Source organism: Ruoffia halotolerans, from assembly GCF_014049385.1.
Lineage (GTDB): Bacteria > Bacillota > Bacilli > Lactobacillales > Aerococcaceae > Ruoffia > Ruoffia halotolerans.
The window spans coordinates 147,052-163,156 of sequence record NZ_JACAOA010000001.1; the positions used below are offsets into that span (position 1 = coordinate 147,052).

The 16,105-nt window shown below is 36.8% G+C and carries 12 protein-coding genes; 2 read left to right on the forward strand and 10 right to left on the reverse strand.

Annotation, left to right across the window (positions count from 1 at the left end; genetic code table 11):
* Positions 1–56: 56 nt before the first annotated feature.
* Positions 57–1,916, forward strand: coding sequence for an excinuclease ABC subunit UvrC (uvrC, locus tag HW423_RS00675; protein WP_218930034.1), 1,860 nt, complete (start codon positions 57–59; stop codon positions 1,914–1,916).
* A 201-nt stretch (positions 1,917–2,117) separates the two neighbouring features.
* Here uvrC and HW423_RS00680 read toward each other — a convergent pair whose 3' ends face one another.
* From HW423_RS00680 to HW423_RS00725, 10 genes are all read right to left on the reverse strand, one after another.
* Positions 2,118–3,500: a L,D-transpeptidase family protein gene (locus tag HW423_RS00680; protein ID WP_218930035.1), complete on the reverse strand. Its 1,383-nt coding sequence runs from the start codon at positions 3,498–3,500 to the stop codon at positions 2,118–2,120.
* 287 nt (positions 3,501–3,787) lie between these two features.
* Positions 3,788–5,218: an Asp-tRNA(Asn)/Glu-tRNA(Gln) amidotransferase subunit GatB gene (gene gatB / locus HW423_RS00685; RefSeq protein WP_218930036.1), complete on the reverse strand. Its 1,431-nt coding sequence runs from the start codon at positions 5,216–5,218 to the stop codon at positions 3,788–3,790.
* Positions 5,219–5,230: 12 nt separating this feature from the next.
* Positions 5,231–6,688, reverse strand: a complete 1,458-nt coding sequence (gatA, locus tag HW423_RS00690; protein ID WP_218930037.1) for an Asp-tRNA(Asn)/Glu-tRNA(Gln) amidotransferase subunit GatA — start codon at positions 6,686–6,688, stop codon at positions 5,231–5,233.
* A 1-nt stretch (position 6,689) separates the two neighbouring features.
* The gene (gene gatC, locus HW423_RS00695; protein ID WP_218930038.1) at positions 6,690–6,986 is read right to left on the reverse strand and encodes an Asp-tRNA(Asn)/Glu-tRNA(Gln) amidotransferase subunit GatC; all 297 of its coding nucleotides are present in this window, start codon (positions 6,984–6,986) and stop codon (positions 6,690–6,692) included.
* Positions 6,987–7,009: 23 nt separating this feature from the next.
* Complete coding sequence (locus tag HW423_RS00700; RefSeq protein ID WP_218930039.1) at positions 7,010–8,257, reverse strand: CamS family sex pheromone protein; 1,248 nt, start codon at positions 8,255–8,257, stop codon at positions 7,010–7,012.
* A gap of 4 nt (positions 8,258–8,261) precedes the next feature.
* On the reverse strand, positions 8,262–10,286 hold the full coding sequence (gene ligA, locus HW423_RS00705) for an NAD-dependent DNA ligase LigA (RefSeq protein WP_218930040.1): 2,025 nt from the start codon (positions 10,284–10,286) through the stop codon (positions 8,262–8,264).
* 103 nt (positions 10,287–10,389) lie between these two features.
* Positions 10,390–12,714 carry a DNA helicase PcrA gene (pcrA, locus tag HW423_RS00710; protein ID WP_218930041.1) on the reverse strand — a complete coding sequence of 775 codons (2,325 nt, stop codon included), beginning with the start codon at positions 12,712–12,714 and terminating at the stop codon, positions 10,390–10,392.
* Positions 12,715–12,928: 214 nt separating this feature from the next.
* Positions 12,929–14,059: an ATP-grasp domain-containing protein gene (locus HW423_RS00715; protein ID WP_218930042.1), complete on the reverse strand. Its 1,131-nt coding sequence runs from the start codon at positions 14,057–14,059 to the stop codon at positions 12,929–12,931.
* Positions 14,060–14,153: 94 nt separating this feature from the next.
* A complete protein-coding gene (locus tag HW423_RS00720) occupies positions 14,154–14,867 on the reverse strand; it encodes a glycoside hydrolase family 73 protein (RefSeq protein ID WP_218930043.1) in 714 nt (237 codons plus the stop codon).
* 12 nt (positions 14,868–14,879) lie between these two features.
* On the reverse strand, positions 14,880–15,407 hold the full coding sequence (locus tag HW423_RS00725; protein WP_218930044.1) for a hypothetical protein: 528 nt from the start codon (positions 15,405–15,407) through the stop codon (positions 14,880–14,882).
* 127 nt (positions 15,408–15,534) lie between these two features.
* Here HW423_RS00725 and HW423_RS00730 point away from each other — a divergent pair, with 127 nt between their 5' ends.
* The gene (locus HW423_RS00730) at positions 15,535–16,044 is read left to right on the forward strand and encodes an FUSC family protein (protein WP_218930045.1); all 510 of its coding nucleotides are present in this window, start codon (positions 15,535–15,537) and stop codon (positions 16,042–16,044) included.
* The last annotated feature ends 61 nt before the right edge of the window (positions 16,045–16,105 follow it).

Below are 16,105 nucleotides of genomic sequence, written 5' to 3' on the forward strand. Positions count from 1 at the left end.
ATAATAGTATGTTGACAATAATAGAATAACAAAACCAATTTATAGGAGGTGTCTTTATGCGGCAAGATCCAACTAACGAAGGAACCCCTAATGAAAAAAAGACTACTAAAAATCGCAGTGAAGTTTTATATAACATTGAGCAAAAACTAAAGCTCTTACCTGATTTACCAGGGTGCTATTTAATGCGAAACGCGAATGATACCATTATATATGTGGGTAAGGCCAAGAATTTACGAAATCGTGTTCGTTCTTACTTTAGGGGTGCTCATGATGCTAAGACAACAAAATTAGTATCTGAAATCGATCATTTTGAAACAATTATTACAAACAGTGATAAAGAAGCGCTCATTCTTGAGATTAATCTTATTCAAGAATATAAGCCTATTTATAACATTCGACTCAAAGACTCAACCATGTATCCTTATCTAAAAATCACTAAAGAAGAAGACCCTCAATTAATTATTACGAATGAAGTAAAAAAAGATGGGGGAACTTACTTTGGACCCTTTCCAAATGTTTACGCAGCAACCAGTACACAACAACTGTTACACCGAGCATATCCTTTAAGAAGATGTGCTAAAAACGAAAAGCGTGCCTGCTTTTACTACCACCTCGGCCAGTGTATTGGTCCGTGCGATCATAAAGTAGAACAAGCTGAATATGATGCTCAAATTGAGAACATCAAAAAATTCTTTGCTGGTAATGTCGATAGTATCAAAAATGATTTACGTTCAAAAATGAACACAGCTGCAGAAAAATTAGACTTTGAACAAGCAGCGGATTACCGTGATCAAATTAGTTACATCGAGAAAACGATTGAACGTCAAGTTATTATGAGCCAAGACTATGATAATATGGATGTTTTTGGTTACACCCTTAATCGTGGCTGGTTATCAATTCAAACCTTTATGTTGAGACAAGGATCGATTCTTAAACGTAAAGCTGCTATCTTTCCTAGCTATAATAATCCTGAAGAAGAAGTTACGACATATATTGCTCGATTCTATAAAGAAGAATCGCAACTTATGCCTAAAGCGGTACTCGTCCCAAGTGATGTTGACAATCAATTATTAAATGAGTATCTTGAAGTTCCAGTATCGACACCACTTCGCGGGAAAAAGCGTAGCTTATTAGAACTTTGCGAAAAAAACAGTCGCATTGCCTTGGATGAAAAATTCAGATTAATTGAGATGAGCGAAAGAAAAACTTTAGGTGCCATCGATGAATTATCCGACGCTTTAAATATACCACAAGCAAACTATATTGAGTCTTTTGACCATTCTAATATCCAAGGATCCAACGCAGTATCAGGTATGGTTGTTTACCGCGATGGTAAACCAGAGAAAAAGAACTACCGTAAATTCAGAATTAAAACGGTCGAAGGTGCCAATGAGTTTGCATCAACTCAAGAAGTCATTCGTAGACGTTACACCAGACTACTACGTGAAGAAAAAGAATTACCTGACCTAATCCTTATGGATGGTGGAAAAATTCAAATAAGAGCTGCGAGAGATGTCTTGGAAAATGAATTAGGTATTACAATCCCAGTTGCAGGTATGGTAAAAGATGACAAGCATAAAACTGCTGCATTAATGGACGGTTATAGTGAGGAAATTATTCCTTTAGAACCAACGAGCCAAGTCTTCCACTTCTTACAAAGAGTGCAAGATGAAGTCCACCGTTATGCGATTAGTTATCATCGAAATGTTCGTTCAAAATCTCAGTTCGGATCAATATTGGATAGTATTGAAGGTGTGGGGCCGAAGACTCGGACTAAATTATTAAAACACTTTAAGAACTTGCAAAGAATGAAAGATGCAGACATAGAGGAGTATCGTCATATTGGCGTGCCACAACCTACTGCAGAACGTATTATAGAAACACTGAATGATGAAGAGAAACTTCAGAGTAATTAATTCAGATTCGGTTTAATGTTGCCTTGTTGTGTCTCTGAGATTTTCTCAAGCATCGTTTTCATGAAATGGATCCCTGAATATTTCTCAGGGATGGTAAGGTGCCTTGAGAGTTTCTAAAGTAAATATTTTCATTGCAAACTAAAAAATCCTCACCCGGCAAAGTCTTAAATAACTCTGCTGTGTGAGGATTTTATTTTTATATTAATAGAAAACCATTACTGGTGTACCGTAATCAACGTTATTGTAAATTACTTCCACTGCGGCTATTGGTGTGTTAATACATCCAAGCGAACCGTTTGATTGGTATACATTACCCCCGAAAGATTCTTGCCAAGATGCATCATGGATTCCTTGTGCTTTATCGTCAAAGCGAATCCAGTAATTAACCGGCACAGAATAGTCTACTTTCGAAAATGGATTGTAACCAACTAAGTTTGTATCAGTTAACATCTCATTAACAGCATTTGCTCCAGGTACTGTCTCAGCACCAATCTTACCTGAAACCATTGGTGTTTCAAGAATAAGTTCACCATCAACGTATAAGAACATATATTGATTACTTAAATCAATTTCAACGTAAGTTGATCCAATATCATCTGAAGCACCGGCAATACCACCAGAACTGAAATAAATTGGTTCACGACTTACATCTTTTCCTACATGAATATCATTAATTAATGCTTCTGCCTCTGCATCCGTATCAATTGACCAACCTAGTATTCCAGGTGGTACAGTGACTTCACCTTGTAAAGTACTGTTGAAAGTACGATCTTTGTAGAATGTTGAATATTCCTCGTTTAGAGTACTTAAATATTCTTTCACAGATTCAGCGTCAATAATTAATTCGTTTGAAGAATCAAAATAAATCCAGTTTTCAATTTCAGCTTGTGGAATTGTTACTTCTTCACCTGCAATTTCATAAGTGATATTCACTGATGATACGGATTCAATTTCATCCATAACAGCTGTAATTTCTTCACTTACTTCGGTTACTTCTGGTTGAGCGTATGCATCTTGCAAATCAATGGTATAATTCTCGTTTTGAATACCTTCAACGATGGCTGATTCAAGACGACTAGGATCGATTTGATTTCCTGCTGACCCTTCAACGACATAATAACCTTCAGTTTCGTCATAATCCACACCTGCATCTACTGCCGCTTCACGTTCTTCATTAGAAAGACCTTGGGCTGATAAACTATTAATTATTTCTTCCTCACTGAAGTCAATCTGTTCCTCTAAACCTTGATTGTACTCTTTATCTTCAAAGAAGCCATTTACCCAAGTCGTTGGATCTTGTGATAAGTATGATGCTTCTAATTCTGATTCAGTTTTATATTCAGGATCTAGTTCACCTAGTTTTAACCGAGCAACTTCTTGCCCATCCTCTTCAAGAACAAATTCTTTGTCATTCAAATCTTCAATAACCTTCGCCTGTGCTTCGCTTAATGTTAAATTACTCACATCAACAGTTCCAAAAGTGGAATTCGCTGAAAATTTCTCAGAGTAAAACCCAACACCTGCAAAATAAACAGCTCCCATAACTAGCACAGTTGAAACGATAATTAATAATGTCTTTTTCATTACTTACCTACCTCTCTAAAGTTTCGCAATTATAGAGTAACATATTTAAATAGGTTTGTGTGAATTATTCACACATTATTCAAAAATTCATTTGAATACTTGCACTTAATAAAAACTTAACCTTTTCTTATTATTAAAAAGGTTAACGTTCGGGATTTATCACTTGAATATTAAGTTTATTCCTAAAAAATATTTATGTAAAATCAAAATACTTTATACCAGATGAATATATTGCATACCAAAAAAGCATCCAAATGCGCAAGGCACTCAGATGCTTAAAATTAAACTTACATGTTAGCTAATGTTTCTAAGATCAGTTTATTTACAACTTGTGGATTTGCTTTACCACGCGTTTGTTTCATAATTTGTCCAACAAAGAATCCTAAAGCACGGTCTTTACCATTCTTATAGTCTTCAACTGATCCAGGATTAGCAGCAATGGCTTCGTCAATGAGTGGTTGTAATTTAGCTGGGTCGCTAAGTTGAACCATTCCTTGTTCTTCAACAACTTTATTTGCATCTCCACCTTTTTCAATAAGGTGTTTGAATAATTTCTTAGCGATCTTACTAGAAATTGTTCCATCAGCAATTAAGTTAATCATTTGTGCTAAGTTTAAGGGTGTTAATTCAGTATCTTCTAAAGCGATTTGTTCTTTGTTTAAGTGAGCCGAAACCTCACCCATTAACCAGTTAGATGCTTGTTTAGGATCTGCACCTTCTGCAATCGTATTATCAAAGAAATCTGACATTACTTTTGTCTGAGTAAGAACCATCGCGTCATACTTTGGTAATTCATATTCATTAACATAACGTAAACGTCTTTGGTCTGGCATTTCTGGTAACGATTCTTTGACTTCCGCAATCCATTCTTCTGTAATGTAAATTGGTGGAACGTCTGGTTCTGGGAAGTAACGGTAATCAGCCGCTCCTTCTTTTGTACGCATTAAGATTGTATCACCTGTAGTCTCATCATAACGACGTGTTTCTTGCTCAATCACGCCACCACTTCTTAAGACATTTGCTTGACGTACTTCTTCGTGTTCAAGTCCTTTACGTACATATGTAAAACTGTTTAAGTTCTTAAGTTCTGTTTTTGTACCAAATTCTTCTTGGCCAAATGGACGAAGTGAGATGTTTGCGTCACAACGTAGTGACCCTTCTTCCATACGAACGTCAGAAACTTCAGTAAATAAGATTTTCTCGCGAACAGCTTCTAAGTAAGCATACGCTTCTGCTGGTGAGTGCATATCTGCCTCAGAAACAATCTCGATTAATGGTGTACCTTGACGGTTTAAGTCAACGTAAGAGAAACCATCTGTTCCGTGAGTATTTTTACCTGCATCTTCTTCTAAATGGACACGGTTAATACGAATACGACGGCGTTCACCTTCAACTTCGATATCAATATATCCGTTTGTTCCAATTGGTTGTGCATCTTGTGTAATTTGGTATGCAGCTGGATTATCTGGGTAGAAATAGTTTTTACGGTCAAAACTCATTTCACGTGCAATTTCACAGTTTAAAGCAAGCGCTGCTTTCATACCGTAATCTACAGCACCTTTATTTAATACTGGTAAGACACCTGGATATCCCCAGTCTTTTTCATTCGTGTTACTATTCGGTTCTGCACCAAAATGAGCTGGTGAAGTACTAAATATTTTCGAGTCAGTCTTTAACTCTACGTGGATTTCTAATCCAATGACAGTTTCAAAATTCATTATATCACCCTCCTAAAATTTCGGTACTTGGTTAACGTAATCATGATTTTTCTCAAAATCATAAGCAACTTGGTAAAGCGTTGATTCATTCATATGTTTACCAATTAATTGTAAGCCAATAGGCATACCGTTACTATCGAAGCCTGCTGGAATTGACATTGCTGGTAAACCTGCTAAGTTGACAGGAACTGTTAATAAGTCCGATACATACATTTCAACTGGATCCTCAATACGGCCACCAATCTTGAATGCAGTACTTGTTGTAACTGGTCCCATAATTAAATCATACTCGCTAAAGACTTTAATAAAGTCCTCAATAATTAATGTTCTTACTTGAGCGGCTTTCTTAAAGTATTTATCAAATGCGCCCGAACTTAAACTGTAAGTTCCTAACATAATACGACGTTTAACTTCATCTCCGAACCCTTCACTACGTGATTGAACATAGATTTCTTCTAAAGTTTTTGCAGATTCAGAACGGTAACCGTAACGAATTCCATCGAAACGTTGTAAGTTTGATGATGCTTCTGCAGATGAAAGTATATAGTAAACATTAATTCCGTAAGGTGTGTGCGGTAATGATACCTCATCTACAATCGCACCTTGAGAAATAAAGTATTCTTTTGCTTTGACAATGGCATCACGAATTTCTTCATTGACCGCTTCAGATTGGTATTCTTTAGGAATCGCAATACGCATACCTTCAATTGATTGACCAAGTTTTGATCTGTAATCTAATTCTGTATCAGGACGACTTGTTCCGTCTAGTTTATCAAAACCAGCAATCGCTTCTAATACTAATGCATTGTCTTCTACAGTCGTTGTCATTGGACCAATTTGGTCTAAACTCGAACCGAAGGCAATGGCTCCATAACGAGACACTGAACCGTATGAAGGTTTCATTCCTACAATCCCAGTAAAGGCTGCAGGGTTACGTACACTTCCCCCAGTATCTGTACCAAGACTTGCTGGTACTTGGCGAGCAGCAACTGCAGAGGCAGATCCACCTGATGAACCCCCTGGTACCCGTTCTAAATCCCATGGGTTTCTTGACGTTTTGAAGTAAGATGTCTCAGTTGATCCACCCATCGCAAATTCGTCTAAGTTTAATTTCCCAATAATAATCGCTCCAGCTTCTTTTAATTTTCTAATTACTGTCGCATCATAAGTCGGGGTAAAGTTTTCTAACATCTTAGATGAAGCCGTTGTAGTTAAACCTTCAGTGACAATATTATCTTTAATTCCTATTGGCACACCGTTTAATAAAGGTGCATCTTCTCCATATCCTAATTCATCAGCAGCTTTTGCTGCTTCTAAAGCGGCTTCTTTATTTAAAGCTAAGAAAGAATTTACTTTCTCATCTGTCTCTTCAATATATTCAAAAATTGCTTCAGTCAATTCAACAGCTGTAAAGTTGCCATTTCTTAATCCTTCTTGAATTTCAATAATTGTTGTTGGATATTTATTCATATTAAACTTCCCCACTTTCTAAGATGGCTGGTACTAGAATAAAACCACCTTCAGATAATGGTGCGTTTTTAAGTAGTTCTTCTGTTTTATTACGTTTGATGGCTTTGTCTTCACGTAATACGTTGATTAATTGATTACCGTGATATGTGGGTTTAACTCCCTCAGTATCAACTCCTTGTAACTGTTCAACCATATCGATAATACGTCCAAAATCTGGGACAAAGTTATTTAATTCATCGTCAGTATAACTAAGTTTTGATAACTTAGCGACGTGCTTAATTTGTTCTTGATTTAACATTCAATTCATCCTTCCTTATCAATTTATTTATTGAAAATATGACTTTGATATTGTGTAGCCCCTGCTGGTCGACCTACGTAGGCTTCAACACCAGCGTCAGATATGACTTTAATTTCAATGGCTACCCCTTCAGGTAAAGTTCTTTGCGAGACATCGGTAATATGTTGAGTCAACGCCGTAATTTCAGTTTGTTTATAGAACTGTGAGACAATTTCTACATTTAAGGAAGCCAAGCCTCCATCTATGTATAAGGCCTCTCCAGAGATACCATTCAAATTAGGGAAGAAATTAATAATTTCATTATTAAAATTATCAAAGTATACGTATTGATCGCTTTGGTTGCTCGCTTCGATGATTGGTAAAGCAATACGATATTCATTGTTTTCTGTCCAATCAGTCACTGAGTTTCCTTCACGCGAAATACCATCTAATACATAAGTTCCGCCAACAACTTCATCATTCGGAGCTGTTCGATAAATACCAACGACGATTGGAACTGAACGTAATTCTTCTGTGTTTCTTAGACGACCCACAATGATATTTGCAAATTGTCTCCCACGTTCACGCATTTCACCTACTGAGATTTCTTGTTTGTGAATCACGCCGTCAGCATCAGTATATTCATAAGTACTATTCATCGCGAGTCCAAGAACAATTCCACCTAAAGCAAAGCCATCTTCCGTCTCTACCATTAAGTTTTTCTCCGAGACTTGTGATAAATATATCGGAGTTGATTGCACATTTGTCACGATTTGCTCATTCTCTTCTGCGCCTTCTTCTGTAACATCCTCTGGGTCATCAGCTGGATCGACGGATTCTTCTGAAGCCAGTGATTCTTCTAAACTTGATTGAGTTTCTGCAACTTCTTCCGGTAGAGCTGGATTCAGGCCTTCTGGATTCGTTGCGGACTCTCTCGCTAACCAGCTTGTCATTGTGACTTCATCAATAATTTGGCCTTCTTGCATAAAATACTGCTCAGTTGGAAAGACTTGTTTACTTATTCGAAGTAAGCCTTCCTCAAACGCACGAATATTCGCTGCTGAACTTAAATTTTTGTTTGAGCTTGCTGATGCACCAATTTGATATTGACCGTCGATGATTACTGCACGATAAAACTCGCTTGCTAATTGATTGGTCGTCGTTTGAACCGTTACTTCATCTGGATTTGTCGGCTCATCTTCTTGTGCTTGAGACCTTACTTGCGTCACGCCTCCTACTAGCATTAAGCAAGCAAGTAGTATAGATACATTCATTCTTATCTTTTTATTCATATAATTACTCGCTCTCTTTTAATTTTTCTAGAAAAGTTTCTTCGTTCATGATTGCAATTCCAAGCTCTTGTGCTTTTGTCAATTTACTTCCGGCTGCTTCACCAGCAACTAAGTAATTTGTATTTTTTGATACACTTCCAGTAACTTTTGCTCCGAGGTTTTCCAATCGTTCTTTGGCTTCCCCACGAGTTAAAGTTTCCATCGAACCTGTGAGGACAACTGTTTGATTGGCAAAGAAGTTATCCTTCAAATCAATCTCTTCAGGCACAACACCTAAGTAGTCTGTGTTAACTCCCGCTTCTTGTAATCTTAGTATTAATTCATTCGATTCATCCATGTCAAAATATTCAACAATCGCTTGACTAATCATTGGACCAATGCCATCAATGGTCTCGATATCTTCAATCGATGCTTTCTGAATTGCTTCAATCTTTCTGAATTTTTCAGAAATTAAACGTGCTGCTTTTGACCCGACATGTCGGATACCTAAACCAAAGAGTAATCTTTCTAAAGAATTACTCTTTGATTCTTCAATCGCATTTTGATATTTTGTTGCGGATTTTTCTTTTGTATTGGGAAGTGTTAAGAAATCTTCTTGCGTTAATGTGTATAAGTCACTTGGATCCGAAACCAATTCTTGATTGATTAAATGTTCCATAATCTTATCACCTAAACCAGTAATGTTCATCGCGTTTCTTGAGCTGAAATGTATCATCTTCGCTAACTTCTGCGCTGGACATAAGGGATTTATACATCTTAGGGCAACTTCTTCATTTAAACGTACTAATTCAGCATCACAGCGTGGACACGTTGTTGGTATCGGTAATGGTTGTGAGTCTTCTGGACGTTGGCTGATAACAACACTCACGATTTCTGGGATGATATCTCCCGCCTTATGAATCTCTACGGTGTCTCCAATGCGAACGTCTAAAGTTTCGATTAAATCCACATTATGCAAGGAAGCTCTTTGAACTGTCGAACCCGCTAATTGAACTGGATCCATCACAGCTGTTGGTGTTACAACTCCTGTTCTCCCCACAGTCCACTCAACTTCGTTCAATTTTGTTTCAGCAATATCCGCTTTAAATTTATAAGCGATTGCCCATCTTGGAGCCTTAACTGTATAACCCAGTTGTTGCTGTAAGGCAACGTCATTGACTTTAATAACGATGCCATCAATTTCATATGGTAAATCATGGCGTTCTTCTTCAATTTGATGAATAAAGTCCATCACTTCAGTTTGATTTTTGCATAATTTACGTAATGGATTTGTTCTAAAGCCTAGATATTGTAATTGCTCGAATAATTCTGCTTGTGACTCAACATCAAAATCATCATTATATAAAGCACTATATAAGAACATATTCAATCGACGTTTTGAGACGGCTTTTGGATCAATTTGTCTCAACCCACCAGCCGCAGCATTACGTGGATTGGCGAAAGGTACTTCACCCGATTCTTCGCGTTCGTCATTCAGTTGCTTAAACACATCTTTTGGCATGTAAGCCTCACCACGCACCTCAACAGATACAGGTTCTTTCAACTTCAGTGGCAATGAACGTATAGTCCGAAGATTCGTAGTAATATCTTCTCCGACCGTGCCATCTCCACGTGTTGCTCCTCTAACAAAGGTGCCATTTTCATAAGTTAAAGCAATCGCTAAGCCGTCGATTTTACACTCGACCATAAATTCAACTTCTTGCTCGGTTTGGTTTTGTACACGTTGAATAAATGCTCCAACTTCTTCCTCGTTGAAGGCATTCCCCAAACTATACATCGCTTCGGCGTGTTCTACTTTCGTAAAACCTTCTAATAATTGGTCCCCAATTCTTTGAGTCGGAGAGTCAGATGTAATCCATTCTGGATGTGCTTTTTCAAGATTTTCCAGTTCATTATACATTTGGTCGTATTCTGCATCCGTGATATTTGGTTTGTCTAGCACATAATAATTATATGCATGAAGATTCAGCTCACTTTTTAGCTGCTCGAGTCTTTCTTTTGCTTGTTCTAAATCTTTCGATTGAACCATTTATACCATCACTCCTAAAAAGCTATTTACGTTAATAGCAGTCTTCATTTCTTCGTCAAGTATATCATTCTTTACTGTTTCTATCAGTAAAAACATTCACTCTCTACTCTACTTTGCTTATTGGGGCAAAGGATGCCAGCAATTCTTTAATACCTTGTGATTCAAAGGCAATGCTAAGTAAAGCATCACTTCCTGAACCTTTAACATTAACGACGGTTCCAACTCCCCAAGTTCGGTGGTCGACTTTATCTCCGACTGTATAATCTGTATCTGTATTCTTAGTCACTTTTTTCTTTAATGCTCCAGTTGAGCCGCCTTTTGGACGTTGACTTAATAAAACATTTCTTGCCGCTTGGCTTGAACGTTTTCGCCCTTGCTGTCTAGTATTTTGAGAACGAATAACCGTTTGAAAAGATTGACCGACATGCTCAATGAAACTTTGGTCTATCTCAGATACAAATCGACTTGGGGCATTATGTTGATATCTACCATATAGTAATCGACTTCTAGCTGCTGTTAGGTATAACTGCTCTTCGGCCCGTGTCATTCCAACATAAGCGAGCCGTCTCTCTTCTTCTAATTCATCATTACTCTCAGACGCCCGACTTAATGGGAATAAGCCCTCTTCCATTCCGACAATGAATACGTAAGGGAACTCTAATCCTTTAGCTGCATGCATTGTCATTAAAGTAATTTGGTCTACAGATTCTTCTTCCGTCGTATCTGAAACAAGGGATAATTCTGTTAAGAATAAAGTTAGACGAATTCTTGGTGACTGTGTATCCAGTGGTTCTTCAGTAGATTCATCTGCTTCATCAGCAAAGTCAGGGTCGGTTTCGATAATATCCTCTAAGTCCATTTGGTCAAACTCTTTCGTCACAGATGCAAACTCGTCCAAGTTTTCTAATCGATTTGTTGCTTCTAAAGTACCTTCTTCTTGAAGACTTTGTTTGTAATCCGTTTGTTCCCAAACTTCTGCAACTAATTCACTTAAAGTTAAGTACTCTGCTTGTTGTCTTAAGCGTTTAATCATATCGCTGAAGCGAACAAATTTAGTTTGTAAACTTGCAGATAGATTTGAGTTTCCTAGTTGGTCAATGGCTTCAAACCAACCTAAGTTTAAACTCTCGGCAAATTCAGCTAATTTAGCAATACTTGTAGGTCCGATTCCTCGTTTTGGCACATTGACAATACGGTTAAAGCTTAAGTTATCCGCTAAATTATCAATCAGTCTTAAGTACGCTAACGTATCTTGAATTTCTTTACGTGAATAGAATTTCAAGCCACCTACAATCTTATATGGTAAGTTAGCTTTTAACAATTGGTCCTCTAAGTTACGTGATTGAGCTTGCGTACGGTAGAGAATGGCGTAATCACTATTCGAACGTTTTTGATCCTCTTTCGTTTCAAAGATTTGTTGAATAACATATCTTGCTTCTTCAGAGTCAGATTCCGCTAAGTAGAATTTAACCTTATTCCCTTGTGCTTTATCACTCCAAAGTTTTTTGTCTTTACGGTTGATATTCTTTTCAATTACGCTGTTGGCTGCATTTAGTATTGATTGAGTTGAACGGTAATTTTGCTCTAATAAAATCACTTTGGCATCTGGATAATCTTTTTCAAAGTTCATAATATTTTCCATATTTGCCCCACGCCAACCATAAATACTTTGGTCAGCATCCCCAACGACACAAATGTTTTTTAATAAATCTGCTAATGTCTTCACCAATAAGTACTGAGTCTCATTCGTATCTTGGTACTCATCGACGTGAATATATTGAAATTTATTTTGATAGAACAGACGGACGTCTTCGTTTTCTTGAAGTAATTTCACAGTTAATAATATTAAATCATTAAAGTCCATCGCGTTACTTGTTTTTAGTTTTTGTTGATATAACTTGTAGACATTCGATTGAATGTTGCCTAAGTAATCAGTGTTCTCAGCTGCAAAAGCATCAGGCATCTGCCCTTCATTTTTGGCTGCATCAATCATCCAAAGCATTTCTTTGTAGTTGAATCGTTTGCTATCAAGATTTAATTCTTTTAGCACGCGTTTCATTAACGTTTGTTGCTCACCTTGGTCAATAATCGTAAAGTTTTGTGTATAGCCAATTTGAGTGGCTTCTCGACGTAAAATACGTGCACACATCGAGTGAAAAGTGGATACCCAAATTGATGATGCTTCCGGCCCAACTAGTTTCTCAACACGTTCTTTCATTTCATTGGCCGCTTTATTTGTAAAGGTAATCGCCAACACATTCCAAGGTTTTATTTTTTTCTCTTCTAATAAATAAGCAATCCGATGGGTTAATACGCTTGTCTTTCCACTCCCAGCTCCAGCAGCAATTAGTACTGGCCCATCGGTTGTATATACAGCTTCTTGTTGTTTACTATTCAATCGGTTAATACTTTCGATTAACGATGACATATTATGACCTCCAATTTATCTAGTAGGTTGTTGACTCTAAAAAATCATACATAGTAGATTATATCAAAAATCAGTGTATAGTCCTAACAAACATTTGATGATTTTTCTGTGACTGATAAGTCTCCACTTTGTCACAAATAATCTAGTATTTTTTATTGCTTTCATTAAAAAAATACCTCCTTGAGTTTATGGCTCAAGAAGGATATTTAATCTTCTATTCAGTTAATTCTGTAATTTGAATTTGGCGTTCACACTCTGATAAGGAATCTCCTGTTACAATGACTTGACCAATCAAACGGTTAGAATCATTATTTATTGGATTAAACAGAGCAAAGCCCCAATCTGTTCTTAACATGAGTTGTGTTAAGAGATTTTCTTCATTCAAGACGGTTGCCGGTAAAGCAATTGCTGCTCTACTCTTAAGATGCAATGTTGGTAAAGGCAAACCTAAAATCGCTCTCGCTGCCGCCTCATAATGAGAAATACTCATAGATCCAATCGTGAACATAGCTTCATCCGATAAACCGATACTTGCTTCATTTATATAAACAACTCCCGCTGAAGTGATTAACATCTTCAACGTCAATGAACCAACCAAATTTAATAATTCCGCTAATAATTGCGCTAAACGGTTCATCTCGAGTTCTACCGGTTTTGATATTTGTGCTGGGAAACGCACTTGTCTTCCAAGCAAATCTCCTTGTTCACGCACTTCAAATATAGGATAAATTAAAATTTCACCACGTTCGTTACGAATAACTGTTACACTGGCTTTTTTCTCTGTTGGAATCCATGCCTCTAAAATACATGTGGTTGCTTCTAGCTTTGCACTTGCTTCATCATAATCCTCTTCACCATACAAGATAATATGATCATTCGCATTATCAACATGGCGTTGAGTTGATTTTAAAATACATGGGAATCCAATATATTCAACTGCTTCTTTTAAATCTGTTAAATTAGTTACCATAGAGAATGGCGCAACCAAACACTTGTTAGAATCTAAATAGGCCTTCTCAATCAGTCGGTCTGTCGTAATGGCAATTAAATCCTCTGATAAAGTTAAATCAGTTTGTGCTGCTAATAATTGAAATTCTCTATTCGATAGAATACCCATTTCAACCGTTACGACATCTACCCGTTCACTAAAATAATTTAAGACTTGCTCATTATATGATTCGGTAACTGTTTGCCAAGTTGCAAATTGTCTCACTGGATTATTCTCAGATGTTACCAAACTAGCAACTCGGTAACCTAATTTACCTGCTGCTTGAGCCAAGACAGCTGCAGAAATAGATGAGCCAATAATTCCTAATGTCTCACCTGGATAATGTCTTTGCGCCATCCTGTCTACTCCCTTCAATATTGTATATTTAAATGCACCTATAATAATAACACATCATACAATTTCTAGCACTGATAAATTAGTATTTTTCTAATTAGATTGGCTGATCATATTGATTTAATTCATAAGTTTCAATCATTTCGATAATCTTGTCGGCATAAGTAGGGTCTGTTGCATACCCTGATTCTTGTAATCCGATGGCTTGTTCTACATAATTGTCACCGTTAAGAACCGCTTGATAGAACGTTGGGTCCCAAGAAGTACCCTCATTGATTAGAATGGCATGGCCTTCCATTGAAGCATCCCAACTCGGATAAACTTTAAACCGGTCGGTAATTTCAACCCATTCATCATCAAAATATTCTAAAGTTTGAAAATCTACGCCATCTGGATCAGTGGCGTCCGTTTTGACACCATAAAGATTATTATACTCTGCCCCAAGCTGACTCCGGCCAAAATCACTTTCTAAAGCTGCTTGAGCCATTGAAACGCTGGCTAAGACACCATATTGTCTTTGAAGTCTTTGTGAGATTGGCACAATCGATTCGATAAAACCGATTCGTTGTTCGTAATCAGCTTCACGTTGCATCAATTCACCGTGCCTTTGGTTTGCCGTATCAACCCATCGATAAATAACTATCCCACTTAATAAAGTAAAGATTACAAAGAAGATGGATAATATCCCAATCTTTTGTAGAAAATCGATTTTAAAACGATTCCATGCTTGTTTGTAATTTGTTTTGCGTTTTTTTCGTCGAGCGGGACGTTTTTTAAATATAAATAATTTTCTCTTCTTCTTTTTGGCCATTTTGCCTCACTTTTATTCGCTTTCTTGTAACTTCTCACTTTCATCCACAAACCATTGTAAAAGTTTTACCTCGTCATGTCCAATTTGTTGGCGAATAATTCCCGGTAATCTCAATTCAATAATATCATTATAACCCCATAAATTATAATCAACAATCAATTGTAGAATAACCATGTTTGATTTTCTTACACTTTCTTCCGTGTTCTCATCGCTCTGATGCCATTCTAAGCGTGCAATCCCATTATTAACCCATTTTTTGGCGATTTGGTATTTTAAGAAATTATATTCTTTGACTGGATTGTTCACAACTTCTGGCATGATTTCTGCGGTTCTTACAACTTTTTGCACAAGCATCCACTCATAATCTGTGAATAATGTCGATAAGATTTGAACATTTTCGTATTTAAGACCTTGTTCACCTTTCTTCCACCGATCCCAACTTTGGGGAGAGATACCTAATTTTTCAGTGTAAAATGCTTTCTCACTCATATACTTTTCACGAATAACCTGAACTACGATTTGAATTAATGCTGGATTCATAATATCACCCTTTACGTGTATTTTTAATTATATTATACACTCTATACGTGATATATCCAAATGATTTATAGACAAATTTATAATATTTGATACTATTAGGTTTAGAAAAAATCGAAAGGATTCATTGATGGAAGAGAACAAATCATTTAAAGATAAATTGTCGCTCGGTTGGCGAGCAAGAAAAAGTGCTGTCTCGGTTTCTTTAATTATTATTGTATACTCAGTCTTCAATTTAGGACATGCAACTTTGGCCGCTCTATCAGCAGTGTTTGCCATACGCGAGAATATGACAGACACTTATAAATATGCAAAATACCGTATCTTTGGTAACACCATTGGCGTGTTAATTGCTACAACTTTAATTTTTTTAAGACGGAACTTTCCTATACTGAATAATGATATTTATACTTCAGTTTCTGGTGGTTTAGGAGTCCTATTAGTGCTTAATTTTTGCACTTTATTTGGTATTAAGCAAAGTATTATTAATTCGACGGCGACTTTTTTAGTTGTATACTTAGGTACACCTGAAGACACTTGGCTTGTTTATAGTATTAGCCGGATTCTAGATACAGTGTTTGGAACGGGTGTTGCCATTGCTGTAAACAGAGTCCTTCCTAACCGTAAACAAGATTCTTAAGACCTGATAACAAAACCGCCTAGGCGTTATCTATATCAGATAATACCTAGGCGGTTTTTAG

Bases quoted from the DNA above. Each gene is read 5' to 3' on its own strand.
- uvrC (WP_218930034.1), top strand. From the start codon at position 57: ATGCGGCAAGATCCAACTAACGAAGGAACCCCTAATGAAAAAAAGACT.
- HW423_RS00680 (WP_218930035.1), bottom strand. From the start codon at position 3,500: ATGAAAAAGACATTATTAATTATCGTTTCAACTGTGCTAGTTATGGGA.
- gatB (WP_218930036.1), bottom strand. From the start codon at position 5,218: ATGAATTTTGAAACTGTCATTGGATTAGAAATCCACGTAGAGTTAAAG.
- gatA (WP_218930037.1), bottom strand. From the start codon at position 6,688: ATGAATAAATATCCAACAACAATTATTGAAATTCAAGAAGGATTAAGA.
- gatC (WP_218930038.1), bottom strand. From the start codon at position 6,986: ATGTTAAATCAAGAACAAATTAAGCACGTCGCTAAGTTATCAAAACTT.
- HW423_RS00700 (WP_218930039.1), bottom strand. From the start codon at position 8,257: ATGAATAAAAAGATAAGAATGAATGTATCTATACTACTTGCTTGCTTA.
- ligA (WP_218930040.1), bottom strand. From the start codon at position 10,286: ATGGTTCAATCGAAAGATTTAGAACAAGCAAAAGAAAGACTCGAGCAG.
- pcrA (WP_218930041.1), bottom strand. From the start codon at position 12,714: ATGTCATCGTTAATCGAAAGTATTAACCGATTGAATAGTAAACAACAA.
- HW423_RS00715 (WP_218930042.1), bottom strand. From the start codon at position 14,059: ATGGCGCAAAGACATTATCCAGGTGAGACATTAGGAATTATTGGCTCA.
- HW423_RS00720 (WP_218930043.1), bottom strand. From the start codon at position 14,867: ATGGCCAAAAAGAAGAAGAGAAAATTATTTATATTTAAAAAACGTCCC.
- HW423_RS00725 (WP_218930044.1), bottom strand. From the start codon at position 15,407: ATGAATCCAGCATTAATTCAAATCGTAGTTCAGGTTATTCGTGAAAAG.
- HW423_RS00730 (WP_218930045.1), top strand. From the start codon at position 15,535: ATGGAAGAGAACAAATCATTTAAAGATAAATTGTCGCTCGGTTGGCGA.